A 25,046-nucleotide genomic window follows, 5' to 3' on the forward strand; every position below is an offset into this window, starting at 1 on the left:
GAACGGCGGAGGCGCCGGACGAATGAATGGGGTGGCAGGCGTTGGCGCCGGGTGCGGATCGCCTGGGGACATCCGCAGCCCTCGGGCTGTTCCGGAAAGTCAGGTCGTCCCGGGCACTCAGGCAGCCTCGCCGCACAGCCGCGCCAGCACACGGGCGCGGCCGATCATCGGTAGCAGCTTTTTCAGTTCCGGTCCATGCTCCGAGGCGGTCAGAGCAAGTCTGAGCGGGCGGAAAAGCGCCTTGCCCTTCACACCGGCGCGGATCTGCACCGCCTTGGTCCACAGGCCCCAGCTGGCCTCGTCCCAAGGCTCGTCGGGCAGGGTGTCGCGGGCGGCGGCCAGCACCGCGCGGCTGGTGTCGTCGTCCAGGATCACCGGATCCACCGGTCCCGCGACCACCCGCCACCAGATGGCGGCATCGCCGAACCGTTCCAGATTGCCCGAAACCGCATCCCAGAACGCCGGTGCCATGGCGTCCGGCACGCCGATCGCGGCAAGGCGGGGGGCTGCGGCAGCGGCATCGGCCAACCGTAGCTGGCGTGCGTTCAGCAGCAGCAGTTCCGCCGGGTCGAACCGCGCCGCGGCCCGGCCGAAGCGGGTGATGTCGAAGCTTGCCACCAGCGCCGCCAGATCCGGGGCCGGCTCCACCGCATCCGAGGTGCCGAGCCGGGTCAGAAACGCCGCAACCGCCATCGGCTCGATGCCGTCATCGCGCAGATCGCCGACCGCCATCGACCCGATCCGCTTCGACAGCCCCGCCCCCGCCGGATCGAGCAGCCACGCCAGATGCCCGAAGCGCGGTTCATCGGCGCCAAACGCATGGAAAAGCTGGATCTGCGCGGCCGTATTGGTGATGTGGTCCTCGCCCCGGATGACATGCGTGACACCGGTCTCGGCATCATCGACCACGGTGGCCAGCGTATAGGTGGGGGCGCCATCGGCGCGGATCAGCACCGGATCGGACAGCGAACCCGCATGAACCTCGATCCGGCCCCGGATCATGTCGTCCCAGGCGGTTTCGCGATCATCCAGCCGGAAGCGCCAATGCGGGCGCCGGCCGTCCGCTTCCAGCGTCTGCCGATCCGCATCGGTCAGCCGCAGGGCCGCGCGGTCATAGACCGGCGGCCTGCCGGCGGCGAGCTGGGCCTTGCGGCGGATGCCCAACTCCTCGGGCGTCTCGTAACAGGGATAGAGCCGGCCGCTCGCGACCAGACCATCAAAGGCCGCCGCATGGCGATCGGCCCGGTCGGTCTGACGGAAGCACTCATCCGCCGCAAGCCCCAGCCAGTCCAGATCGGCCAGAATACCCTCGACATGGACATCCAGGCTGCGATCGCGATCGGTATCATCGATCCTGAGTTGCATCAGGCCGCCGGACTGGCGCGCATACAGCCAGTTGACCAATGCCGTGCGCGCATTTCCGACATGGAGCCGGCCGGTGGGTGACGGCGCGAAGCGGGTCTTGACGGTCATCAGGTCGGGTACTCGATCATGCAGCCCGGGCATGCAGCCGGGGCAAGATGGGCAAGGGCAGTCAGGCGCGGTCGCGGAATTGATTGGTGATCGGATAGCGCCGGTCGCGTCCGAAGGCACGCGGCGTGATCTTCACGCCCGGAGGTGCCTGACGCCGCTTATATTCCGCCACATACAGCAACCGCGCGATCCGGTCGACCTCGTCGCGGTCGAAGCCCTGCTCGACCAGCACCCGGTGCGGCAGTTCCTTTTCGACCAGCCCTTCAAGGATCGCGTCCAGGCGCTCATAGGGCGGCAGGCTGTCCTCGTCCTTCTGGTCCTCGCGAAGTTCGGCCGATGGCGGCTTGCTGATCACGCGCTCCGGCATCACCGGCCCGTCGGGGCCGAGCGCGCCCTCGGGCCGGTTGCCGTTGCGCCAGCGCGACAGCTCGAACACCGTCAGCTTGTACACATCCTTCAGCACCGAATAGCCGCCGCACATATCGCCATACAGCGTCGCATAGCCGACCGACATCTCGGATTTGTTGCCGGTGGTCAGCACCATGTCGCCGAATTTGTTGCTCAGCGCCATCAAGGTCACGCCGCGGATGCGCGACTGGATGTTCTCTTCCGTCACATCGGGGCCACGGTCGCCGAACACCGGCGCCAGCATGGTCGAAAACGCCTGCACCGCCGGCTCGATCGGAATTTCATCCAGGCGGACGCCGGTCAGGCGCGCGCATTCGGCCGCATCGTCCAGGCTGTCACGGCTGGTATAGCGCGACGGCATCATCACCGTCCGCACCCGGTCCGGCCCCAGCGCGTCGACCGCCACCGCCAGCGACAAGGCGCTGTCGATCCCGCCCGACAGGCCCAGAACCACGCCCGGAAAGCCGTTCTTGTTGACGTAATCGGCCAGCCCCAGGGTCATGGCGGCATAGATCGCCTCCAGCACCTCGGGCTCGGGCGAAATCTCGCCGGCCTCGGCACAGACCTCGCCGGCTTCCGACCGCCGGATACGGGCCAGAATCGACCCGCTCACCCAGGCCGGCGCCTGTACCTTCAGCGACCCGTCGCGATCGAGCATGAAGGACGCGCCGTCGAACACCAGTTCGTCCTGACCGCCGACCAGATTGACATAGGCCAGCGGCAGGCCGGTCTCGTGAATGCGGGCCACCGCGTGCGCCAGGCGCTGGTCGCGCTTGTCCACCTCATACGGGCTGCCATTGATCACCAGCAGGAATTCGGCGCCGCTTTCCGCCAGGCATTCGGCGCTGTCGGCGCGCCACATATCCTCGCAGACCATCAGCCCGACCCGCCAGCCGCGGATCATCACCGGGCCGGCCGGCGGCGCCAGATCGAACACCCGGACTTCATCGAACACGCCGTAATTGGGCAGCGCATGCTTGCGCACCACCCCGGTGATCCGACCATCGTCCAGCACGAAGGCCGCGTTGTACAGTCGGCCGTCGTCATCGGCCAGCGGCGCACCCACCACCATCGCCGGCCCGCCATCGGTGGTGACGGCCGCCAGCCGGTCCAGGTTCTGGCGCACGGCCCGCATGAAGGCGGGCTTGCGCACCAGGTCTTCCGGCGGATAGCCGACCAGGGCCAGTTCCCCGGCCACACAGATATCGGCGCCCTGTTCCGCAGCAACGCGGCGTGCCTCCAGCAAGCGCTCGGCATTGCCGTCGACATCGCCGACCACGGGGTTGATCTGGGCCAGGGCCAGGGTCAGAAGCTGGGTCATGATCGGATACCGATATCAGATGTGTGTGCCGGTGGACCAGGCGATATCCGGGGGTGTCACCGGCGCGGGCGACGCGAGGGCAGCAGGAATTCGCGGCCGACCTTCACGCTCTCGCGCCCGTCATAGGACACGATATCGGCAGTGGCATAGGTTTCGCTCCACTTCTCAGGCAGGAACGACCCGGTGCCGACCACGTCGATCGGAGCCTCGACGCTGCCCATCACCCGGCATTTCTCGGGACCGAAGCCGCTTGAGGCCACGATCCGCACCTTGTCGAACCCGGCGTCGTCCAAAGCGTTCCGCATCTGGAAGATCGCCGCCGCCGAAACCCCCGGCCCCAGCAACCATTTCAACTCGGTCTCGCTGCGATAGCGGCGGATCGCATCCGGGCGGTTACGCTCCAGCGCTTCATAAGACAGCGCCGGATCGAGGCCTTCAAGGAAGCGGCCGCCATGCGTGTCCAGGCGCACCGACAGCTTGCCCGCTGCCGCCATCTCGGGGAAACGCCGGCAGACGGTCAGCGCATCGGTGATTTCCGCGCCGTAATAATCGACCAGCACGGTCAGCGCATCGCCGGGGAAGGTGTCGACGAACATCTCGGCCGCCCGCAGCGTCGATCCGGCATAGCCGATCAGGGCATGGGGCATGGTGCCGAAGCCATGGGCATTGCCGAAATGCACCGCGGTTGCGTCGGTCGCGTTGCCGACGAAGCCCACGGCCCCCTCGGCCTGGGCGGCGATCGACCCGACACTGGCCGCATAGGCCATCATTTCGGCCATCTCGGCACCGGCGCAATGGCGGGCATCCATGGCCAGGAACGCGGCCTTGGGCAGTGCCACCGCCATGCTCCAGGCGTAATAGGCGGCAACGCAAGGTGCGCCGATCCGCTGAAGATACACCGTCTCCAGTTCCACCAGCGCCGACATCGGCCCGGTCAGATACATCAGCGGCTCGCCCGCGCCGACCCACGAGCCTTCTTCGTGGCATGGCTCGATATTGATCTCCACCCCGCGCAGCCGCGCCATCGCCTCGATCCAGTCGATGGCAAGCTTCAGCGTCGCCAGCACCGGGCGGCGCATGAACACGGCATAGGTCACGCTGCGGTCGCCGAAGCGTTCGACGATCCGACGCGTCCGCTTGAAATAGACATCGGTATAGGCGGCGACGAAGTCGTTGCTCGCGGGCATGCGAAGCCTCGGCGGTTCAGTGCCTTCTGCGGCAGGATCCTGAAAGGACGGGGCGGCCGCAGCGGTGTCGCTGGCGGCCGCTTCCGGCACAGGGCCGGGCCCGACCCGGTTGGTCACCGGACGCCACCGGCAGCGGCGACGGCCGCCTGCGGCAGCCCCAGACGTTCGCGACGCAAGGCATCGGCGATCTGGAAAGCCAGCTCCAGGCTTTGCTCGGCATTCAGGCGAGGATCACAATGGGTGTGATAGCGATCGGCCAGACCATACTGGTCCAGCGCGCGCAGGCCACCGACGCATTCCGTGACGTCCTGACCGGTCATCTCGAAATGCACGCCGCCGGCATGGCTGCCCTCGGCCTGATGAACGGCGAAGAAGCTGCGGACTTCCGACAGCACCCGGTCGACCGACCGGGTCTTGTAACCGGTTTCGGTCTTCATGGTGTTGCCATGCATCGGATCGCAGGACCACACAACCTTGCGGCCCTCCCCCTCCACCTTGCGCACCAGCGCCGGCAGCTTGTCGCCAACCTTGTCGGCGCCCATGCGCACGATCACGGTCAGGCGCCCGGGCTCGTTTTCCGGGTTCAGCACGTCGATCAGCCGCAGCAATTCGTCCGGGTCCATCGACGGCCCGGCCTTCACGCCGATCGGATTGCTGATCCCGGCCAGGAACTGGACATGCGCCCCGTCGAGCTGCCGGGTGCGGTCGCCGATCCACAGCATATGGGCGGCACAGCCATACCAGTCGCCAGACGTGCTGTCGACGCGGGTCAGCGCCTGTTCATAACCCAGCAGCAGGGCTTCGTGGCTGGTGAAGAAATCGGTCTGGCGCAGTTGCGGCGCGGTCTCGGAATTGACCCCGCATGCCGCCATGAAATCGAGCGCATCGGAAATCCGCTCGGCGGTCGCCCGATAGCGTTCGGCCTGTTCCGATCCGCCGACAAAGGCCAGGTTCCACTTGTGCACCAGGTGCAGATCGGCGAAACCGCCCTGGGCAAAGGCCCTGAGCAGGTTCAATGTCGCCGCCGACTGGTTATAGACCTTCACCAGCCGGTCCGGGTCCGGCCGGCGGGCGGCCTCGTCGAACTCGATGCCATTGACCATGTCGCCGCGATAGGACGGCAGCGACACGCCATCGCGCACTTCCATGTCGTCGGAGCGCGGCTTGGCGAACTGCCCCGCCATCCGGCCCACCTTCACCACCGGCATGCCGGCGCCATAGGTCAGCACCACCGCCATCTGCAACAGCACCCGGAAGGTGTCGCGGATATTGTTGGGGCTGAATTCGGCGAAGCTTTCGGCGCAGTCGCCGCCCTGCAGCAGAAAGGCGCGGCCCTCGGCAACACCGGCCAGCTGCGCCTTCAGCCGCCGGGCTTCCCCGGCGAAGACCAGCGGCGGATAGCCTGCAAGCTCGGCCTCGACGCGGGCAAGATGCGCCGGATCGTCATAGGTGGGCTGCTGCCTGATCGGCAGCGCGCGCCAGCTTTGCGGGGTCCAGTTGGCAGGCATCGGGTGCAGGTCCTCGCGGGCGTCGGGATCGGCGGACCGATCGGAAGAGACGACTTGTGGTGTAGGCAGGATGGGACGCACAGGTACTGGCGGATGACACGACCGTGCATGACGCGATCTGCCCGGCACGGGTACCGCCATGCCGGGTCAGGAACCTATACCGCCGCACCCCCTGCTTTTCAAACAAAAGGCGGGTGCGGCAGCCAAAACCGGCGGCAGATGATGTTGCAACAATCGGCGCCGCAAGCCATCACCGCACGAAATATCCACACCGCCATATTGTGCGGTGCGGAAAGATCAGTCCGTCACCGGCGTGCGCATGGTGACGAATTCCTCCGCGGCACTGGGATGCAGCGCGATCGTCTCGTCGAACTGTTTTTTGGTGGCACCGCAGGTGATCGCCACTGCCAGCGACTGGATGATCTCGGCGGCGTCGTCGCCCACCATATGGGCACCCAGAACCCGGTCGCTGGCCGCATCCACCACCAGCTTCATCAGAATCCGGGTCTCGCGGCCTGTCAGGGTGTGTTTCATCGGCCGGAACCGCGCCCGGAAGATCCGGATCGAGGCATACATCCGCCGGGCCGCCTCTTCGGTCAGCCCCACAGTCCCGATCTGCGGCGTGCAGAACACGGCCGTCGGCAGGGTGTCGTAGCGCAGCTTATAGCCATTGTCGTTGTACAACCGCTCGGCCAGCGACCGCGCCTCGGCAATGGCGACCGGCGTCAGCTGGAACCGGTCGGTGACGTCGCCGACCGCATGGATCGACCGGATATGGGTCTCGAACCTGTCATTGACCACGATGGCGCCATTGTCGCGGGTGTGGATGCCGATCGCATCCAGCCCCAGCGCGGCGGTGTTCGGCACCCGGCCGGTCGCGAACATGACAAGATCTGTCTCCAGCACCTCGCCCGAGGTCAAGGTGACCGCAAACCCCTCGGCCAGCCGGTCGATGCGCACCGGCTCGACATGGCGACGGAAATCGATGCCGCGCGCGGCCATCTCGCCGGCCACCGCCTCGCGGACATCGCCGTCGAAGCCGCGCAGGATCTGCTCCGAGCGCAGCACCAGCGTGGTCGCGGCCCCCAATGTCGACAGGATGGAGGCGAATTCCGTGGCGATATACCCACCGCCGATGATCACGATCCGCCCCGGCAGTGCCGGCAGGTCCAACGCCTCGTCCGAGGTGATGACATGCTCGATCCCGGGGATCTTCGGCAGATAGGGATGGCTGCCGGTCGCGATCAGAATGTTCTCCGCCGTGACGGTACGGCCGTCCACCTCGACCTCATGGGGGCCGGTCACGCGGCCGCGGCCGCGCAGCACGGTCACGCCGGAATTGGCCAGCATCTGTTCATAGATGCCTTCCAGCCGCACCAGTTCGCGATTCTTGGTCTCGATCAGACGCCCCCAGTCGTGGCGCGCGCCGTCGATCGTCCAGCCGAAGCCCCTGGCGTCCTCGATCTCGTCCCGGAATCGCGCGCCATAGACCAGCAGCTTTTTCGGCACACACCCTCTCAGCACGCAGGTGCCGCCCACCCGGCCCGCCTCGACGATGGCGACGCGCGCGCCATATTCCGCCGCGCGGCGGGAACCCGCGACGCCCCCCGAACCGGCGCCGATGGTGAGCAGGTCATAATCGTACATGCGTTTGCGTCTCCTGGTGCGTCCGGTCGCGGTGTGTGTGTGGCGTCGTCCGGGCATCGTGGGCTTGCGCGTCGCTCCGCCCCCGATGCCCGGCCGTCACATCCCGCCTCAGGCGCCGATGCCACCGATCAGGGCGTACTTCACTTCGAGATAGTCTTCGATGCCATATTTCGAGCCCTCGCGGCCCATGCCGCTTTCCTTGACACCGCCAAAGGGCGCGACCTCGGTGGAGATGATCCCCTCATTGATGCCGACGATGCCATATTCCAGGGCTTCCATCACCCGGAACACCCGGCCGACATCGCGGGTATAGAAATACGAGGCCAGACCGAATTCGGTGTCGTTGGCATAGCCGACGGCTTCCTTCTCGTCGTCGAAGACGAAAATCGGCGCCACGGGGCCGAAGATCTCCTCGCGCGACAGCCGCATGTCCTGCGTGGCGCCAAGCAGGATGGTCGGCTTGTAGAACCGGCCGCCCAGTTCATGCCGGCCACCACCGATCACGACCTCGGCGCCCTTCGACGTGGCGTCCGCCATCAGCTCGTCGACCTTATCGGCCGCGGCATCATCGATCAGCGGCCCCAGAACCACGCCGGCTTCCAGGCCGTCGCCCACCTTCATCTGCGCCACGCGCGCCGCCAGCTTGTCGGCGAAGGCCTTGGCCACGCCGCGCTGGACATAGAACCGGTTGGCACAGACGCAGGTCTGGCCGTTGTTGCGGTATTTCGACGCGATCGCGCCTTCAACCGCCGCATCCAGATCGGCATCGTCGAACACCAGGAACGGCGCGTTGCCGCCCAGTTCCATCGACACCTTCTTCACCGTGGCGGCGCACTGCTCGATCAGCACCTTGCCCACCTCGGTGGACCCGGTGAAGGTCAGTTTGCGCACGATCGGGCTGGCGGTGATGGCGCCGCCGATCTCGCGGGCCGAACCGGTGACGATGTTGATCACGCCCTTGGGGATGCCGGCCTCTTCGGCCAGCACCACCAGGGCAAGCGCCGTGAACGGGGTCTGGGATGCCGGCTTGCAGACCAGGGTGCAACCGGCGGCCAGCGCCGGTCCGGCCTTGCGGGTCAGCATCGCGGCCGGGAAGTTCCACGGCGTGATGGCGGCGACCACGCCCACCGGTTCCTTGGTGACGATGATGCGGCGGCCGGCGGCGAAGGTCGGGATCACGTCGCCATAGACGCGCTTGCCCTCTTCGGCGAACCACTCGATGAACGATGCGGCATAGGCCACCTCGCCTTTGGCCTCGGCCAGCGGCTTGCCCTGTTCGGTGGTCATGATCCGGGCGATGTCGTCCTGGTGCGCCATGATCAGGTCGAACCATTTGCGCAGCAGGCCGGCACGTTCCTTGCCGGTCTTGGCGCGCCAGGCCGGCAGGGCCGCGTTCGCGGCATCGATCGCGCGCAGGGTTTCGGCCTCGCCCATCTTCGGCACCCGGCCGATGGTGGCCCCCGTCGCCGGATTGTCGACCGAAAGCGTGGCACCGCTATTGGCCCCCACCCAGGCGCCGTCGATATAGCACGCCTCGCGCATCAGGTTTTTGTGCGAGAGCTGGATCACCTGTCGTCCTCCCTGGAGTACCATACATGCACGATTGACCGCCGGGCGCATGTCCCCCCGGCGCTCATGCACGAAACTTCGCCGATATCCAGACCAGCGGCGCTTGAAGCGGCCCGGATGCGGCATCAGACTATATGGCGACCAGGGCTGCGGCAAGGAAGCCCCACATGGCGTGGACCCTGCCATGCAGAGACCGCACCCATCATCAGGACAGGATCACACATCACATGCCCAGGCACGACGACCGCCTGCCGGCCGCCCGCCTCCGGCGCATGGGCCCCATGTTCCGGCGGCTGGCGGCAGGCGTGATGCTGGCGGCATCAGCAGCCCTGCCCCTCTCCCCCGGCGTTCGGGCAGCCGATACCCCGGCCGCCCCCGACGAACCGGACCGGCTGTCCAAAGAAGCTGAACGCCTCGGTCGCGCCGCCGACGATGCGGCAGAGGCCGCACGCGCCGCCGCCGAGGCCGCGGCCGACCGCATGCAGCGGCTGTGGAACAGCCTGCCCCGCTATTCAGCCCCTGAGATCGACGAGGATGGCAGCGTCATCATCCGCCGCCTGCCCGATCGCGATGCGCCCCTCGAAGGCGACACGCCACCGGATGAGCGCGAGGGTGAACGGCCCGATCGCGTGCCCCCGGCAGACGGGCCGTTGCTGTCAGTCTGACCGCACCAGCGGACAGCAGGCCCAAAGATCAGTCCCGCTGCGACAGCGTGAGAGCCGGCGTGATCGTGCCGCTGCACGTGCCGAAGCCGATGCGATAGTCATCGAACTGCGCGTGGCCCGAAAGGTTGATCGTGTCGCCGTCCTCAAGGAAGGTCCGCAGGGTGCCATCCACCAGAGGCAACGGCGTCGCGCCGTTCCAGGTGAGTTCCAGCAGGCAGCCGCGATTCTCCGGCTCGGGGCCTGAAACCGTGCCCGATCCCAGAAGGTCGCCGACCCGCATGGCGCAGCCATTGATCGCATGGTGGCAAAGCTGCTGGGCCAGCGAGAAATACATGCGGCGATAATTGGTCCGGGTGATCTGTGTCACGCCGCCATCCGGCGTGATCAGGTCCGCCAACAGTTCGATATCGAAATGGGTTGGCGCACGATCGGCGAGATAGGGCAGCAGTGGCGCGTGACGGTCGGGCGCCGCACAGCGGGCCTCCGCCAGTGCCTCGCGCATCACGATCCACGGCCCGATCGTGGTCGCGAAGCCCTTGGCCTGAAACGGCCCCAGCGGCCGGGCCTCCCAGGCCTGAATGTCCCGCGCCGACCAGTCGTTGAGCAGGACATAACCGAAGATCATCTGATCGGCCTGCGCCAGATCGACCGGCGTTCCGTGCCGGTTGGCAACGCCGACCACGGCGCCAAGCTCCAGTTCGAAATCCATCCGGCCCGACGCGGCGAAAACCGGTGCCTCCGCGCCGGCCGGCAGGATCTGGCCCCATGGCCGACGGATATCCGTGCCCGAGACCACCACCGTCGAGGCACGGCCATTATAGCCGACCGGCACATGCACCCAGTTCGGGGCCAGATCATCGGCGCCGCGCAGCGCCTTTCCGGCATTGCGGGCATGATCTTCGCTGGCGAAGAAATCGGTATATTCCGCCACCACCAGCGGCAAATGCAGACGCAACCCGGCCATGGGAACCAGAGCCGGGCTCACCTGCGCCTCGACCGGAGCGCCGTCGAGAAGCAGCCCGGTCACGATCCGGCGAAACCGCGCCCAGACATCCGGCCCCTCGGCCATGAACGCATTCCACGATGGCTGGTGAAAGACCGTCGGCAGGCCATCGAGCATACCCAGATCCTCCAGCATCGCCAGATCCAGCACCATGTCGCCGATCGCGACACAGCAGCGCGGTGCCTCGGTGCCCCGGCTGAACACGCCGCAGGGCAGATTGTTCAGCGGGAACGGCGTTTCAGGATCATTGGCTGACCCAACCCAGCTGACCAGGCGTTTCGGCATCTTTCTCAGTGTCCTTCCGGCGGTCCGAAGACCGGCTGTTCAGCAGCGTGCGCCCGCGATCCCGCGGGTGATGAAATCGACCAGATGTGCCCGCATGTCGGCCCGCGCGGATATCGAGCAGGCGCCATCCGAAAGGCGCTCGATCCGGCGTTGCTCGTCGCGCTGGCTGACCGAGATCAGCACCGTGCCGACCATGAAATTATAGAACCAGCAAACCTCGGCATGGCTCAAGGCCGGCACCGATGCCTGGATGGCCGCGATATAGCGCCGGGCCATGCCATCCAGCTCGGCCGCGATCAGGTTCGATGTCCATTCCGTGGGCATCAGGCGGTTCTTCAGGATAAGATTGGCGAGCAGCCCGCCTTCCGCCGGCGTATCCTCGCGGAAATAGCCGCTGACGAAGCTGTCGACGATCTTGCCGATCGCCACGGGCTCGCCCCGCGCCTGCGCCTCGGTCTCCAGCGCGGTCAACTGATCCAGACGATACTGGGCGCTGCGCCGCGCCACCTGCTGGAAGACGTCGACCGCCAGCTTGTCCTTGCTGCCAAAGTGATAATTGACCGCCGCGACGTTCAGGCCGGCGCCGCGCGCGATGTCACGGGTCGTCACGCTGTCGACGCCACGCTCGCTGATCAGCATGCGGGCCACCAGGCGGATCTTCTCCTTCGGCCCGTCGGCAGCTTTCAGGGCATCGCTGTCCTTCAGCACATCCACGTCCGGCAGGTCTTCGGGTCGATGCTGCATGTCGGTCATGATGCGGTTCCGGTCGCTCGTTTCATGACCTTGGAATATGCACTCGACGACCCGGCCATGTCGTCGCGGGTTTTCTCCACCCGCTCGGCAATCTCGCGGAACGCATCGTTCGACCGCTGCCGCAGGCCGTCATAATCCACCCCGACCAGCCTGCCATCGCGTTTCACCACCGCGCCATCGACCAGAACCGTGTCGGCATCGCCGGGCCGGGATTGCAGCAGCAGCATCGCGACCGGATCGCCCATCGGCATCATGTTCAGCCCCCGGGTCGAAAACAGCGCGATGTCGGCGCGCGCGCCCTTGCGCAAACGGCCGACCTCGCCGCCCAGCCGCATGGCCTTGGCGCCACCCTCGGTGCCGAAGCGCAGAGCATCGCGCACCGTCAGCCGGATCCGGTCGGGCACCACGCCCCGGTCAAGCACCGTCTGGTTGTCGATCGCGCGGGCGGTCTGAAGCGCCAGCCGCATCTGCGTCAGCATATCGCCACCATTGTTCGAGGCGATATCGACACCGAAGCTGGGCATGCCGCCCACACTCAACAGCCGGTTCGTGACCGGAAATCCCATCCCCATCTGCATCTCGGTTTCCGGCGTGATCGACACGCCCCCGCCCGATGCCACCACCTGCGCCAGTTCGCCGTCGTCGCACATATTGCCGTGGACATGCAGCATGTCCGGCCCCAGCCGGCCGCGCCGCGCCAGATCGGCGATGCCATGGGGCGACCCGAAGGTGCCGACATGCAGGGTGATCAGCGCGTCATGGCGCCGGGCGACATCGATCTCGGCATCGGTCAGATCGGCGGCGACCAGCCCGAATTCGGTCAATGCGATACCGAAATCCAGCAATGGCCCCGCTGTCGACCGGAAGCTGCGCGCGACCTCATCGGCATGGCGCAGCCGCTCGTCATGGCTGTCGAACCCGCGATCACGGGTCGGCACATCATAGAAGCCATAGCAGAACACGCCCCGGATGCCGGCATCGGTCAGCCCCTGGATGGCCGCCTCGGCATGGGCCGGGCTGTTCATCAGATGCGAGAAGTCGCACACCGTGGTCACGCCGGTATCGAGCGCCTCCAGCGCGCCGACCAGATTGGCCAGATAGATATGGTCGGGCGTATAGGACGTGGCATAGCCCACCCGGATCTCGCGCACATAGTCGACCAGCGACCAGTCGGCCGCGACACCGCGGATCGCCGTCTGCCAGACATGGCGATGGGTATCGACCATGCCGGCGACCGCGATCGCGCCCTCGCCGTCGATCACCTCGGCGCCTGGCGCCTGGATGGCGCCCTCGACCGCGGCGATCCGGCCGTCACGCACCAGAATGTCGCAGGTCTCGGGCCGGGTCTGCGACGCCAGATCCGGATCGGCCACATAGATGGTCTTGATCAGAATTTCGTTCGGCACCGGACGTTCCCTCCTCGGAATGCCGGCTCAGGATATCGGCGCGCAAGCTATCAAGCAAGAGCTTCAATCATATGATTCAAACAAGCGCTTTACATCGGCCCGCAGGTCACTTACCAATTCCGTCATGCATAACCGCCAAAGGCCGGGATGCGCGTATCCGGCTGAAAAAGGCGCGAAACAGGGGGACATGACCCATGAAGCTTCCACGCATCGCAGCCACCTTTGCCGGGGTGCTCATGGCCGGGCAGGCCATGGCGCAGGACGTCATCGACCTGAAATTCGCGGTCTTTACGCCCGAGCAGGAGATCACCTATCAGGAAGCCATTAAGCCCTGGGTCAAGGCCGTGGAAGAGGCATCGGGGGGCGCGGTCAAAATCCAGCTCTATCCCGGCGGCATTCTGGGACGGGACGGGTCGAAGCAGATCAAGCTGCTGAACGACGGGGTCGCCGACATCGCCTTCATCATCCCGGCCTACAATCCCGGCCTGTTCCCCGACAACTGGGTGGTCGAACTGCCCGATACCTCGCAGACCGCGACTGAAGGGTCGGTCGCATTCTGGCGCATGGTCGACAGCGGAAAACTGCGCGGCTATCAGGATTTCGAGGTTCTGAGCATGGTCGCGACCTCGCCCTATTTCCTGCACGGCAACGAGCCGATGAACCAGATCGGGGATCTGAAGGACCAGAAGATCCGGATCGCCGGCAAGCTTGAGCAGCAATGCGTCGAGGCGCTTGGCGGCGTGCCGGTCGGCATGCCGATCACCAAGATTCCGGAAAGCCTGAGCCGCGGCATCATCGACGCGACGCCGCTGCATTATGCCGCGCTCTATGCCTTCGGCATCGCGAGTGCCACGAAATATCACTATCAGAACGCGCTGGGCTCGATGCCCTTCGGCTTCGTCATGCCCCGGCAGCGCTTCGACGCCTTGCCAGAGGTGGTCCGCAACGCGATGCGCGATGCCGGTGGCGAAAAGCTGGCCCGGATCTTCGGTGCGGCCATGGACGCCGAAAATCAGCGTCGGCTCGACGAAACCCGCGCCGCTGCCGGCCAGACCGTCGTGGTCCCGTCCGATGGCGACAAGGCCGCATGGTCCGCGGTGATGGCTGACTGTTCAGGCAACTTCGTGGCTGGCCAGGAAGATGGTGCCGCGCTGGCCGACAGCTTCAAGGCGGAACTCGCTCGGATCCGCGCCGAGTGACCCCAGGGATCGGAGCCTCAGAGATGACCGTTCTCCGTCTGGGCGAGATCAACGTCACCTGCACCCGGATCATCGCATTGCTCGGCCTCGCCGCCCTGCTGGTCGTCGCGATCGCGACCCTGGCCGATGTGCTGTCGCGCTGGCTGGCGGCGGCGCCGATCGCTGGTGTCTACGACCTGTCCACCCTGTTCATCGCGGTTGCGATGGCGGCCTGTTTTCCGGCCGCCATCGCCCAGCGGCAGAACATCACGGTCACCTTTCTGGCCGACCGGATGCCGCGCCGCATACAGCGCCTGCTCGACGTCTTCGCCGAAGTGATGACGCTGACCTTCTTCGCACTGCTGGCGTGGCAGCTCGTGGTCTACACGCAGGAACTGATCGACAGCGGCGAGACCTCGTTCATCCTGACGGTGCCGATCGCACCCTGGTGGATAGCGGCAACGGCGCTCTTTGCCCTGTGCGTGCCGGTCCAGGCGGTCGTCGTCGCGGTCGCTCTGCACGATCTTGCAACCGGTGCGGCGAAGCCTGCCAGCTTCGATCAGGGGGGCGCCTGATGGATCCGTTGACCACGGGTGCGCTGGGGCTGGCGCTGATGTTCGCGCTGATCCTGGTGCGGGTGCCGATCGGCATCGCCATGGGCATGGCCGGATTCATCGGTTATGCGGTGCTGGGGGGCGTGAAGCCGGCGTTGAGCATTCTGGTCTCGGAACCGGCCGGGATCATCGCCAATTACGAATTCGCGGTGATCCCGCTGTTCCTGCTGATGGGCAGTTTCGCCACCGCGGGCGGCCTGTCGGCCGAAATCTACCGGCTGGCCCATGCCTTTGTCGGTCACCGGCGCGGCGGCCTCGCCATCGCCACCATGGGCGGATGCGCCCTGTTCGGCGCAGTCTGCGGATCGTCGCCCGCAACCGCCGCCACCTTCGGCCGGGTGGCACTGCCGCAGATGCTCGACCGCGGCTATGCGCCCTCTTTCGCCACCGGCTGCATCGCCGCCGGCGGCACGCTCGGCGCGCTGGTGCCACCATCGATCATCATGATCATCTATGCGGTGCTGGCGCAGGTGTCGATTCTCGACGTCTTCGTCGCGGCGGTCATCCCGGCCATCATCGCGGTCGTGTTTCATGCCATCGCCATCACGATCTACACCCGGCTGGTGCCCGGCGCCGGCCCGGCCGGCCCGCGCACCGGCTGGCCTGAGCGGTTGCGGATTCTGCGCGACAGTTGGGCGGTCGTCGTGCTTCTGGTCAGCGTGATCGGCGGCATCTATGGCGGCATCGTCACTGTGAACGAGGCGGCGGCGGTTGGCGCCTGCTTCACGCTCTTTCTCGCCGTGTTGCGCCGGCGCCTGACTTGGCGGAGCTTTCTTCACGCGTTGGGGGAGACCGCCGCCAACACCGCCGTGATCTATCTGATCATCTTCGGCGCCTCGATCTTCGCCTATTTCTTCACCATCAGTGGCGCACCGCAGGTTCTGGTGGCCACGATCGGTGGCCTCGACGTCCCGCCGCTGGTGATCATCTTCGCCCTGCTGGTGATGTATCTGGTGCTGGGATCGGTGTTCGAGACCGTGTCGGCGATGTTGATCACCCTGCCCTTCGTTCTGCCGCTGGTGGTGTCGCTCGGCTACGACCCGGTCTGGTGGGCGATCGTGAATATCGTGGTGATCGAACTCGGCATGATCACGCCGCCGATTGGCCTGAACGTCTTCGTCCTCAAGGGCGTGGCCGGAAACATCCCGCTGTCGACGATCTTCCGCGGCGTCTCGATCTTCGTGGCGTCCGACATCCTGCGGCTGATCCTGCTCGCCGTCTTTCCGGTGCTGTCGCTCTATCTGCTCGGACTCTGATCCGCCGGCACCACCGCGACCCGACCTCCTCTTCAGATATGGATACACGGACATGCTCAAGACCATTCGCCGGATCGTGACGGCCAACACCGCTGACGGACGCTCGCGGATCCTGTCCGACGGCCCGTCGCCGCATATGCTTGAAAGCGCGCCGGCGCGCGGCCTGATCGACATGTGGGCGATGACGGCAGGCGGCCCCGACACCAAGGCCCCCGACGGGGCCGATCGCCCGATCGTTCTGGCGCCGGCGGTCGGCGGCAACACCTTCCGCATCTTTCAGCTTCCACCGGCCGGCAGTGGCGATGGCGACCGGGTGCTGTCGGCCAGTGTCTTCGAGCGCATGGGTGCCGCCGATGCCCATGATGCCGATGGCCGGCACCCGAACATGCATTGCACGCGGTCGATCGACTATATCGTCCTGCTGTCGGGCCGGGTGAAGCTGATCCTCGACGAGGACGAAACGATCCTGGAGCCGTTCGACGTCGTCATCCAGCGTGAGACCAATCATGCGTGGGAAAATCTGTCAGACCATCCGGCACAGCTCATCGCCGTCCTGATCGACACGACGCACACCGCATGAGCAACGGATGGCGGGGCGGCCTGATCCGGCCGCCCCGCCATCATTCCGCTGTCACCGTTTCACTCGACCGTCACGGATTTCGCGAGGTTGCGCGGCTGGTCGACATCCGTGCCCTTCAGCACCGCCGTGTGATAGGCCAGCAGTTGCACCGGCAGCGCATAGAGCAGCGGCGCCACCACCGGGTCCACGGTCGGCAGCACCACCACTTCGGCGACCAGATCGCTCAGCCTTGCGGCCCCCGCCTCGTCGGTGATCAGGATCACCCGGCCGCGACGGGCGACGATTTCCTCGATATTCGATGCGGTCTTGTCGAACAGCGGGCCTGAAGGCGCCAGCGCCACGACCGGCAGGCCGTCATCGATCAGCGCGATCGGACCGTGCTTCAACTCGCCGGCGGCATAAGCTTCGGCGTGGATATAGCTGATTTCCTTGAACTTCAGCGCGCCTTCCAGCGCGATCGGAAACGCGGTGCCACGCCCGACATACAGCACCCCGGTCACATGGACCAGGCTTTCGGCGATGCTGCGCATCCGGCCATCATTGTTCAGCACATCGGCCACCCGCGACGGCACCTCGGCGATCGCCTGGGTCAGTTTCTGGTCGCGGGCGGTATCGATGGTGCCGCGGGCGCGGCCCAGGCTGATGGCCAGGCAGACGAGTGTCACCAGCTGACAGGTGAAGGCCTTGGTCGAGGCAACGCCGATCTCAGGCCCGGCCTTGGTGCGCAGCACCAGATCGGCTTCGCGCGCCATGCTGCTTTCCGGCACGTTGACCACGGCGATGGTCACCACTCCCCCGGCCCTGGCATGGCGCATCGCCGCCAGGGTGTCCGCGGTCTCACCCGACTGCGAGATGAACACCGCCACCTCCCCCGCCGTCAACGGCGTGTCGCGGTAACGGAATTCCGATGCCACATCCACATCCACCGGCAGCCGTGCCAGTTGCTCGATCCAGTATTTGGCGACCATGCCGGCATAGGCCGATGTGCCGCAGGCAACGATCAGCATGCGGGTCAGCCGGCCCGGATCGAACGGCATCTCCTTCATCTCGATGGTGCCGCGGGCGGGGTCGAGGAAGGTACGCAGGCTGTCGCCGATCACCGCCGGCTGTTCATAGATTTCCTTCAGCATGAAATGGCGGTGACCGCCCTTGCCGACGGCGCCGCTCGACAATTCGGTCTGGCGGCGCGGCCGCACCACCTCGGCGCCGGTGGCGTCATAGATGGTCATGGCGGCGCGGGTCAGCACCACCATGTCGCCTTCGTCCAGATAGGTGATCTCACGTGTGAACGGCACCAGCGCCATGGCGTCCGATCCCAGATACATGCAGCCATCGCCATGGCCGACCGCCAGCGGGCTGCCCCGGCGGGCGCCGATCAGCAGATCCTGTTCACCGGCGAACACCAGCCCCAGCGCGAAGGCGCCTTCAAACCGCACCAGGGCCGCCTTCACCGCATCGACCGGCGACAGGCCCTGCTCGATCAGCGCGGTGATCAGCTGCGGGATGACTTCGGTGTCGGTCTGGCTGGCGAACACCCGGCCGGCGGCCTGAAGCTCGGCGCGCAACTCGCGATAATTCTCGATGATGCCGTTATGCACGGCGGCAACGCGTGCGGTCGCATGGGGATGGGCATTGGCCTCGGTCGGCGCGCCATGGGTGGCCCACCGGGTATGGCCGATGCCGATATGACCGGTCATGGGCTGTTCGGACAGCAGCGCGTCCAGCCGGGCGATCCGGCCCTCGGCCCGGCGCCGGCCGATGCCGCCGGCCTCATCCAGAACGGCGATGCCAGCGCTGTCATAGCCGCGATATTCCAGCCGGCGCAATCCCTCGACCAGAATGGCCGGCGCGTCCGCCGCCCCGACGACGCCCACAATACCGCACATGCCCTGTCACTCCATCGAACTGAACGCCGCAGCGCCCGGCGCCCGGCATATTCCCGAACATCCGTTATCGCCACCGTTCTGGCGTAACAGACCGCAGGCCCCGGCGCCAATCACTTCCCGTTACCGAGTGTTGCAGGCCGATGCCCGATCATCAAACCGCAACATCCCTGCGATCACCCGCTTGACAGCCCCCGATCGCGGCCATATAAAGCGCCCACCTCAGGCGGACGGAGCGGCGGACACGGCCGGACCGGACGAACAGACCCTGCGGGCGCGTAGCTCAGCGGTAGAGCACACCCTTCACACGGGTGGGGTCACAGGTTCAATCCCTGTCGCGCCCACCAATTCATCAAAACCCCCGATGCTCCGGCATCGGGGGTTTTGTGTGTCGGCCTGCCGCCGGCCAGTTCATGGCCCACCCGCGCGTCACCGACGCCGGGCGCCCACCACCAGCCAGACGCCGGCCGCGGTCAGCGCCATGCCGCACAGGCCCAGAGCGCCCGGCGCCTCGTCGAACAGGATCCAGGCGATCACCGCCGCCGACAGCGGCACCAGATAGAACAGGCTGGCGGTTTCCGAGGCGGCCCCCCGGCGCAGCAGCACATAAAGCAGGCTGACGGCACCCAACGACAGCACCACGGTCAGCCAGACCAGCGCGCCGATGAATTCAGGCGCCCAGTCGACCACGCGGGTCTCGAACAGCAATGCCACCGGCAGCAGCACCAGAAACGATGCCACATACTGAATGATCGTGCCGGTGCGCAGATCCTGCCCCGAGCAATGGCGCTTCTGAAACAGCGTGCCAACCGTGATCGCCACCAGCGATCCGACCGAAAACAAGGGTGCCCAGGCAGGAAAGCCCTGAAACAGCAGGCCGCTGCCGGCGGGCGCGATCTTGTCGGCCAGCACCAGCAGCACACCGCCCAGCCCCAGAAGCAGCCCCGCCCATTGCCGCGGTCGCGGCCGCTCGCCCAGCATCGGGATCGCCAGCAAGGCGGTCAGCAGCGGTTGCAGCCCAACGATCACCGCCGCCATCGCCGCCGGCACGCCCTGATGGATCGAGATGAACACCCCGCCCAGATAGATCGCATGCATCAACACGCCGGCGATCGCGGCATTCAGCCAGGCACGTGGCCCATGGGGCCAGGGCGCGCGTGTCGCCAGCGCGAACGGCACCATCAAGGCCACCGCCGCGACCATCCGGATCGCCAGGAACGTCGCCGGCTCGGCATGGGGCAGGCCATAGCGGGCGCCGATAAACCCGGTGCTCCACAACAGAACGAACACCACCGGCACCAGCGCGCGCGCAGGGCTGCTGATGACACTGGTCGATGATGGCGCGGCCGCCCCGGAACTGGCCCCGGAACCCGCCTTGGTCGGGCTTTGTCTGGTCATGGCCGGACACTCCGCCCGCCCGGCTGCGCCGTCAAGCCGGATCAGCCGACACGCACCGCAAGTTCGCCGGTGCCATCATCCAGAAGCCGCCAGATCCGCCCCAGAATCCGGGCGTCATGGGCATCATCCAGCCGCTCGCCCGCCGCCATACAACGAGCACGGATCGATCCTGCGGCATCGGCTTCGGCAATCGCGATCCGGCCAGGGATCACCGCGCCCGCCAGCGTCAGCGGCACCCGGCCGGCAAAAGCAACACGGTCGACCATCGGGCGTGCCTCGTCATCGCCACCCCAGGCATCCCCGCCAACCAGCGCGGGGGCCGTCGATTTGACCGCGAAGGCGATGGCATCGGCAAAACGGTCGGTGATCCGGCCCTGATCGTCGATGCCGACCACCGCCCCCTTGGCGACCGGGCCGCAGCCGGGTGCCTTGGTGACGTATTCGGCGAAGTCGGCGCCGCTGGCATTGATGGTGCCGGACGCATTCAACGACCGGCCGGTGATGCTGTTGGCGCGCAGCGACATGGCACAGCCGGCCGCACTGCCGCCCGTGCCGGCGACATTGAAGAAGCTTGCGCTGATACCGCCATGACCGCCGATCATCGCAACCTCGGCCCCTTCCGCATCGGTCACGCTGCGCAACCGCAGCATCGCCACCCCCACCCCCACATCCATCATCTCCAGATGGCCGTCGGCGGTCTGGCCGATATCCCAGCTGCGGGCGCTGCCGCCGGTCAGTTGCAGGCGCAGTTTGGGCAGGCTGCTGGTCGACACATGCAGGGCCTGAGCCGGGGCGTTGGTGCCGATGCCGATCGCCGGCCGGTCGGCCGGCACCGCCACCCTGTCGCTGCCTTGCGTCGCCAGCACCAGCGGCGCCGCGCCATCGGTCTGCAGTTTCAGCGTGCCCGCCTGCCAGCGCAGCGCCGCCCGCCTGGTGCCGGCTTCGCGCAGGCCCAGCAGGGCTTCGCCGCCGCTGTTCACATGCGCCGACATGGCGGCGGCCGTTGCGTGACGCGCCACCACCCCCTCGCCATCCGTGGCGGCGGTATCGCCCACGATCAGCTTCTGGGCCACATCCAGCCGGCCGGTGATGCTGTCGCCCGCTTTGGCCACCTTGCCGGCAAGGGCCGTATCCAGCCCGGTCACCTCGGCCGGAACATGGCTGTGCGCGACCACCGTGGCGGTGACCCAGGCACTGCCACGGCGGGCGATGAAGATCTGCTCGGCCTCGATGAACACGATCCAGCCGTCCCGCGGCGCGATGAACCGCCAGCCGCCATTGGTCCAGATCGCCAGTTGGCCATCACGCCAGGCCCACAGGCCATTGGCGCCGGCCGCGATCAGATGGGCATCGCCCTCGGCGGGGCTGGATGGCGGCGTGGTCAGGGTCCGGTTCTTCACGGTCATCTGGGCCGCCACATCCAGCAGCGCCAGGGCCTCGTTGTGCTGAACATGCTTCTGCGCCGCCGCGGCGCTCAGGAATGGCAGGGTCAGGCGTGGGGTGGTATCGGCCATCGGTTGCGGCCCTCCGTGCAAGGGGAGACAAAGACGTCAGGGATTGACGATCGCCGCCAGCGTCGGGCCGGGGCCGGTGGCGGCGCCGATCTGCGCCACCCTCAAGCCCAGCGTCGACGGCTGGGTGAAGAAATCGGCGTATTGCTGCGCGGCCGAATAGCTCCAGGCCGTGGCCGCTTCCACGATCACCACCCGCCGCGCGGTCGCGGTGACCGAGGCGGTCGTCAGGATCTCAAGCTGATAGCGTTCGCTCGCCTCGCTCATCGGCTCGTCGGCGCCGTCGGTCCAATTGGCATGACGGTCGGCGCGCAACCATTCGATCCGCACCGAGCCATCGCCCTGACGTTTCCCGGTGATCCGCGCCGGCGCGAAGGGCCGCAGCCCCAGCCCCTGGATGGTGACGGCGCGCGCAGGGCCGGTGCCGCCATCGCCGCTCACCGCCCGAAACCACAGCACCCGCCCGATATCGCCCGGCGCATAGGCCAGCACCGCCAGCCGCGCCGGATCGAGCAGAGTGACCGTCTCGCCGGCGCCATGGCCCGTGACGGCAGCCTCGGTGCCGCGCAGACCCCGCCACAACCGGCTGATCCGCCATATCCCGGCACTCACCCGGGTGATGGCGCCATAGGCCATGATCTCGGCACCGACCAGCGCCAGACTGCGACCACTTTCGGCATCGGCGTCGGAGATGTCGGCCGCGATCCGCCCGTCATCGCCGAAATCGACGGTCAGCGTGTTGATGTCGTCGCGAAGCCATGTGCTGCCGCCGGCCAGGATCTGTTGCGCGGCCCCCAGCGCCGCCGGTGCCAGTGCGGCCACCGTCGTCCACGGACCATCCGTGGTCGCCGATACCTCGACCCGTGCGGCGCGCAGGCCCGCGCCACCTCCGGTCGCCAGCACCACCAGCCCCGGGTCCGGTGCCGGTTCCACAACCGGCGGCAGGTCCAGCACCGTCACATCGGCCAATCCCTGCACCGGTGCCGGCGCCGCCGTCAGGCTGGCGATCGGCGCTGTCCCCGGTCGCGCTGCCTCATACAAGGCGCCATGATCGGCCACCGCCTCGATCTCGATCAGGCCGGGGGTGCCAAAGGCCATCCGCTCGATCCGCAGCCGGCCGGGCGCCGCTGATGCCGCATCGGGCGCAAGTGCGATCACATCGCCCGGCTCCAGGGCGATGTCGCCCCAGCCCAGGCGCAGCCGCCAGCGGTCACGCTCGATCAGGGCGGTATCCGCCAGGGTGCGGGCAATGCCTGTGGCCTCGGCCGCCGTCAGCACCAGCGGCAGTTCCACCGAACGGCGATCCTCGGCCCCGCCCACGGTGCGCCGCGCGCGCGCCAGCCCCGGCCGGCCATCGGCCGCGCCATCGATGAACCCCACCGCAACCTCACGCGGCATCTCGGCCTGCTGGCTGCGGTTGCGTTCAACCAGCGGCGGCCGTGTCGCACCGTCCTCATGTGCCGCCAGCCGGTCGGCCGCCACCGTCGCCGCGATCTCACCACCACGCGGCACCAGTGCCAGGCGTCCGCCACGTTCCACCGCATCCACGAAACAGGCCATCAGTAAGGGCTCGATCGCACTGCGCGCCGATCCGTTGCGTGCCACGACATAGCCCCGCAACGCCATGCCGCTCACCGCGGCAAGGTCCAGATCGTCGGCATCAACGCCCGCCGCCGCCGCCAGATCGGCCACGGTCGCCGCCAGTTCCGCGGTCTCATCGGGTCGGGTCAGCGCCACCCAGCGGTCGACATAGGCAAAACTGCTCACCGCCTCGATCCACGGCACCGCGATCAGCGACCCGGCGCCGGTGGCAAAGCCTGCCGCCGATGCCGGCTCACCCTCAAGCGGTGCGGTCAGAACCCGGCCGTCACGGGCGATCAGCGCCAACTGGTTGGCAAAGACCACCGCCACACTGCCATCATCGGTCTGATGCAGCCCCAGCGGTCGCAGATCCGGCCAGGGGGTCAGGGTCAGATCACGATCGGTCACGGCGGTCACCCCGGTCAGATGACGCAACCGGTTGGCGGTCAGCAGCAGCAAGCCGGTGGCATCGCCGCGCATCAGCATGCGCTGCGGCGGCAGACCGTCCAGGATCAGCGTGGCATCGGTGCCGCCGCTCGCCTCATCCAGCGCCCAGATGCCGTTCAGCCCGCCCGGACGGCCAGCCATCACCCAGATCCGGCCGCCATGGGCGGTCACGCCCCGACAGTCGCCATTCAGGCTGCCGGGCAGGCCGATCAGCCGGTGCCGGCCGGTCTCGATCTCGACGAAGACGCCGGCGGGTTCGGTATCGCGGGCATATAGCTGCACCGGCCTGTCGGCCGCGGCCCACAGGCAGCCACGGGCGGCGGCGCTCTGGGTGATGGTTTGGGTCCAGCGCTCCTCGGGCAGCCAGCGACCGGCCACCTTGCGCTGGCGCACCACCCGCCGCACCCGGGTGACCGGGTTGCTGGCGCTGACATAACGCGACACGCTGCCGTCGGCCGTGCCGCCATCGGTCCAGAAATAGCCGGTATCGCCGACCGCTCCGGCGGCCGGCCCACGCATCAGATCAGCCGGCATCCCGTCGATCAGCGATGGCAGGCTGCGCCGGTCATCACGCAGCACCGGCGTGACATGGGCCAGCGCCAGCGGATCTTCGCCCGCAGCCACCGGGCTGCCGCGCACGATCTCCACCTCGATCAGCGGCACCCGATTGCCATAATCGGCCAGCGGCAGATCCTGGAACACGATATAGGCCAGATCGCGGAAGGCCGGTGTCCGGTCCGGCCCTTCGACATTCAGGATCAGCGGGTCGGGCGCTTGGCTCGCCGTGCCGCGATGCAGGCGGAAATAACGGCCCGGTGCGGCGGATGCGGCGATGCCGTCCAGCCCCGCCGCCGGATCGGCCGACCAGATCAGGGTCTCATCCGCCCAGATCCGCCGCACGCCCAGGATCGGCCCCTGTGCCAGACCGATGGCAAAGCTGGCGGTATAGTCGTATTCGACCCGCCCCGCCGACAGCAGCCGCCCTGCCCCCAGCAGACCCAGCAACCCGCCGCCGCTCGCGGTTTCCGACGCCACCACCCGCCGGGTTTCGGTGATCGGGCGTGCCCAGATGATGTTGCCGGCCAGGCGTACCGTGCCATAAACCCTCGGGATGGCGCGGCCATGGCCGGCGGTCTGCACCGCCAGATCCGACAGCCGTGGACCCTCGCGCGGCTCGAAACCGCCGGTCGCGGCACGCCGGATCAGCGTCGCCGCGGCATCGCCAAGGCCGCCCGCGGGCAGAAGCCCGCGGATCAGCGAGGTCAGGAAGAAGCCGGTCATGATCAGGCGCCCTAGCAGCCTGTCGGACTTTCCCCAGCGTGCGAGCGGTGCGATGATTCCGTTGGTTTCAACGGGATTGCGCGCTGATGGCC

The 25,046-nt window shown here is 67.3% G+C and carries 18 protein-coding genes and 1 tRNA gene; 6 read left to right on the forward strand and 13 right to left on the reverse strand.

From position 1 onward, the window contains the following. Positions 1 to 117 precede the first annotated feature (117 nt). The 6 genes from gltX to IEW15_RS16295 all read right to left on the reverse strand — a co-directional run bounded on the left by gltX (position 118) and on the right by IEW15_RS16295 (position 9,110). Positions 118 to 1,473 carry a glutamate--tRNA ligase gene (gene gltX, locus IEW15_RS16270; RefSeq protein WP_188579797.1) on the reverse strand — a complete coding sequence of 452 codons (1,356 nt, stop codon included), beginning with the start codon at positions 1,471 to 1,473 and terminating at the stop codon, positions 118 to 120. 61 nt (positions 1,474 to 1,534) lie between these two features. Continuing rightward, positions 1,535 to 3,202, reverse strand: coding sequence for an NAD+ synthase (locus IEW15_RS16275; protein ID WP_188579798.1), 1,668 nt, complete (start codon positions 3,200 to 3,202; stop codon positions 1,535 to 1,537). Between the two features lie 56 nt (positions 3,203 to 3,258). Next, positions 3,259 to 4,389, reverse strand: coding sequence for a nicotinate phosphoribosyltransferase (locus tag IEW15_RS16280; protein ID WP_188579799.1), 1,131 nt, complete (start codon positions 4,387 to 4,389; stop codon positions 3,259 to 3,261). A gap of 113 nt (positions 4,390 to 4,502) precedes the next feature. Beyond that, positions 4,503 to 5,897, reverse strand: a complete 1,395-nt coding sequence (locus IEW15_RS16285) for a class II 3-deoxy-7-phosphoheptulonate synthase (RefSeq protein ID WP_188579800.1) — start codon at positions 5,895 to 5,897, stop codon at positions 4,503 to 4,505. Between the two features lie 297 nt (positions 5,898 to 6,194). Beyond that, positions 6,195 to 7,544, reverse strand: a complete 1,350-nt coding sequence (gor, locus tag IEW15_RS16290; protein WP_188579801.1) for a glutathione-disulfide reductase — start codon at positions 7,542 to 7,544, stop codon at positions 6,195 to 6,197. A 108-nt stretch (positions 7,545 to 7,652) separates the two neighbouring features. After that, positions 7,653 to 9,110, reverse strand: a complete 1,458-nt coding sequence (locus IEW15_RS16295; RefSeq protein ID WP_229708171.1) for an NAD-dependent succinate-semialdehyde dehydrogenase — start codon at positions 9,108 to 9,110, stop codon at positions 7,653 to 7,655. 230 nt (positions 9,111 to 9,340) lie between these two features. On the opposite strand from IEW15_RS16295, the gene IEW15_RS16300 reads away from it, so the two are divergent. Then, positions 9,341 to 9,778: a hypothetical protein gene (locus IEW15_RS16300; RefSeq protein WP_188579804.1), complete on the forward strand. Its 438-nt coding sequence runs from the start codon at positions 9,341 to 9,343 to the stop codon at positions 9,776 to 9,778. 28 nt (positions 9,779 to 9,806) lie between these two features. Here IEW15_RS16300 and fahA read toward each other — a convergent pair whose 3' ends face one another. Genes fahA through IEW15_RS16315 form a run of 3 tightly spaced genes read right to left on the reverse strand, consistent with a single transcriptional unit; the run spans position 9,807 to position 13,225 of the window. After that, positions 9,807 to 11,066, reverse strand: coding sequence for a fumarylacetoacetase (fahA, locus tag IEW15_RS16305; protein ID WP_188579806.1), 1,260 nt, complete (start codon positions 11,064 to 11,066; stop codon positions 9,807 to 9,809). A 39-nt stretch (positions 11,067 to 11,105) separates the two neighbouring features. After that, the gene (locus IEW15_RS16310; protein ID WP_188579807.1) at positions 11,106 to 11,819 is read right to left on the reverse strand and encodes a TetR/AcrR family transcriptional regulator; all 714 of its coding nucleotides are present in this window, start codon (positions 11,817 to 11,819) and stop codon (positions 11,106 to 11,108) included. Beyond that, on the reverse strand, positions 11,816 to 13,225 hold the full coding sequence (locus IEW15_RS16315) for an amidohydrolase family protein (protein ID WP_188579809.1): 1,410 nt from the start codon (positions 13,223 to 13,225) through the stop codon (positions 11,816 to 11,818). The genes IEW15_RS16310 and IEW15_RS16315 overlap by 4 nt, the downstream gene beginning before the upstream one ends. A gap of 194 nt (positions 13,226 to 13,419) precedes the next feature. Between IEW15_RS16315 and IEW15_RS16320 the strand changes: the two genes are divergently transcribed. From IEW15_RS16320 to IEW15_RS16335, 4 genes are read left to right on the forward strand one after another with little or no spacing between them, the layout of a single operon-like run. Beyond that, positions 13,420 to 14,424 carry a TRAP transporter substrate-binding protein gene (locus IEW15_RS16320; protein WP_188579811.1) on the forward strand — a complete coding sequence of 335 codons (1,005 nt, stop codon included), beginning with the start codon at positions 13,420 to 13,422 and terminating at the stop codon, positions 14,422 to 14,424. A gap of 23 nt (positions 14,425 to 14,447) precedes the next feature. After that, positions 14,448 to 14,978, forward strand: coding sequence for a TRAP transporter small permease (locus IEW15_RS16325; RefSeq protein ID WP_188579813.1), 531 nt, complete (start codon positions 14,448 to 14,450; stop codon positions 14,976 to 14,978). Beyond that, positions 14,978 to 16,273: a TRAP transporter large permease gene (locus IEW15_RS16330; RefSeq protein ID WP_188579815.1), complete on the forward strand. Its 1,296-nt coding sequence runs from the start codon at positions 14,978 to 14,980 to the stop codon at positions 16,271 to 16,273. The genes IEW15_RS16325 and IEW15_RS16330 overlap by 1 nt, the downstream gene beginning before the upstream one ends. Positions 16,274 to 16,325: 52 nt before the next feature. Further along, positions 16,326 to 16,853 (forward strand): cupin domain-containing protein, encoded by a 528-nt coding sequence (locus IEW15_RS16335; RefSeq protein WP_188579817.1) that lies wholly within the window; start codon positions 16,326 to 16,328, stop codon positions 16,851 to 16,853. Positions 16,854 to 16,912: 59 nt separating this feature from the next. Here the strand turns inward: IEW15_RS16335 and glmS are convergent, their stop codons facing one another. Then, a complete protein-coding gene (gene glmS, locus IEW15_RS16340; RefSeq protein WP_188579819.1) occupies positions 16,913 to 18,739 on the reverse strand; it encodes a glutamine--fructose-6-phosphate transaminase (isomerizing) in 1,827 nt (608 codons plus the stop codon). A gap of 269 nt (positions 18,740 to 19,008) precedes the next feature. Here glmS and IEW15_RS16345 point away from each other — a divergent pair. After that, positions 19,009 to 19,083 (forward strand) — tRNA-Val (locus IEW15_RS16345). Between the two features lie 82 nt (positions 19,084 to 19,165). Here the strand turns inward: IEW15_RS16345 and IEW15_RS16350 are convergent. The 3 genes from IEW15_RS16350 to IEW15_RS26390 are packed head-to-tail and all read right to left on the reverse strand — an operon-like array spanning position 19,166 to position 24,954. Continuing rightward, positions 19,166 to 20,134 carry a DMT family transporter gene (locus IEW15_RS16350; RefSeq protein WP_188579822.1) on the reverse strand — a complete coding sequence of 323 codons (969 nt, stop codon included), beginning with the start codon at positions 20,132 to 20,134 and terminating at the stop codon, positions 19,166 to 19,168. A gap of 41 nt (positions 20,135 to 20,175) precedes the next feature. Continuing rightward, positions 20,176 to 21,648, reverse strand: a complete 1,473-nt coding sequence (locus IEW15_RS16355; RefSeq protein ID WP_188579824.1) for a DUF2793 domain-containing protein — start codon at positions 21,646 to 21,648, stop codon at positions 20,176 to 20,178. A gap of 36 nt (positions 21,649 to 21,684) precedes the next feature. Beyond that, the gene (locus IEW15_RS26390) at positions 21,685 to 24,954 is read right to left on the reverse strand and encodes a phage tail protein (RefSeq protein WP_188579826.1); all 3,270 of its coding nucleotides are present in this window, start codon (positions 24,952 to 24,954) and stop codon (positions 21,685 to 21,687) included. Between the last annotated feature and the right edge of the window lie 92 nt (positions 24,955 to 25,046).

It is taken from the genome of Tistrella bauzanensis (genome assembly GCF_014636235.1).
Lineage (GTDB): Bacteria > Pseudomonadota > Alphaproteobacteria > Tistrellales > Tistrellaceae > Tistrella > Tistrella bauzanensis.

Coding starts and splice junctions, on each gene's coding strand:
- gltX (WP_188579797.1), bottom strand. CDS start 1,473: ATGACCGTCAAGACCCGCTTCGCGCCGTCACCCACCGGCCGGCTCCAT.
- IEW15_RS16275 (WP_188579798.1), bottom strand. CDS start 3,202: ATGACCCAGCTTCTGACCCTGGCCCTGGCCCAGATCAACCCCGTGGTC.
- IEW15_RS16280 (WP_188579799.1), bottom strand. CDS start 4,389: ATGCCCGCGAGCAACGACTTCGTCGCCGCCTATACCGATGTCTATTTC.
- IEW15_RS16285 (WP_188579800.1), bottom strand. CDS start 5,897: ATGCCTGCCAACTGGACCCCGCAAAGCTGGCGCGCGCTGCCGATCAGG.
- gor (WP_188579801.1), bottom strand. CDS start 7,544: ATGTACGATTATGACCTGCTCACCATCGGCGCCGGTTCGGGGGGCGTC.
- IEW15_RS16300 (WP_188579804.1), top strand. CDS start 9,341: ATGCCCAGGCACGACGACCGCCTGCCGGCCGCCCGCCTCCGGCGCATG.
- fahA (WP_188579806.1), bottom strand. CDS start 11,066: ATGCCGAAACGCCTGGTCAGCTGGGTTGGGTCAGCCAATGATCCTGAA.
- IEW15_RS16310 (WP_188579807.1), bottom strand. CDS start 11,819: ATGACCGACATGCAGCATCGACCCGAAGACCTGCCGGACGTGGATGTG.
- IEW15_RS16320 (WP_188579811.1), top strand. CDS start 13,420: ATGAAGCTTCCACGCATCGCAGCCACCTTTGCCGGGGTGCTCATGGCC.
- IEW15_RS16325 (WP_188579813.1), top strand. CDS start 14,448: ATGACCGTTCTCCGTCTGGGCGAGATCAACGTCACCTGCACCCGGATC.
- IEW15_RS16330 (WP_188579815.1), top strand. CDS start 14,978: ATGGATCCGTTGACCACGGGTGCGCTGGGGCTGGCGCTGATGTTCGCG.
- IEW15_RS16335 (WP_188579817.1), top strand. CDS start 16,326: ATGCTCAAGACCATTCGCCGGATCGTGACGGCCAACACCGCTGACGGA.
- glmS (WP_188579819.1), bottom strand. CDS start 18,739: ATGTGCGGTATTGTGGGCGTCGTCGGGGCGGCGGACGCGCCGGCCATT.
- IEW15_RS16350 (WP_188579822.1), bottom strand. CDS start 20,134: ATGACCAGACAAAGCCCGACCAAGGCGGGTTCCGGGGCCAGTTCCGGG.
- IEW15_RS16355 (WP_188579824.1), bottom strand. CDS start 21,648: ATGGCCGATACCACCCCACGCCTGACCCTGCCATTCCTGAGCGCCGCG.
- IEW15_RS26390 (WP_188579826.1), bottom strand. CDS start 24,954: ATGACCGGCTTCTTCCTGACCTCGCTGATCCGCGGGCTTCTGCCCGCG.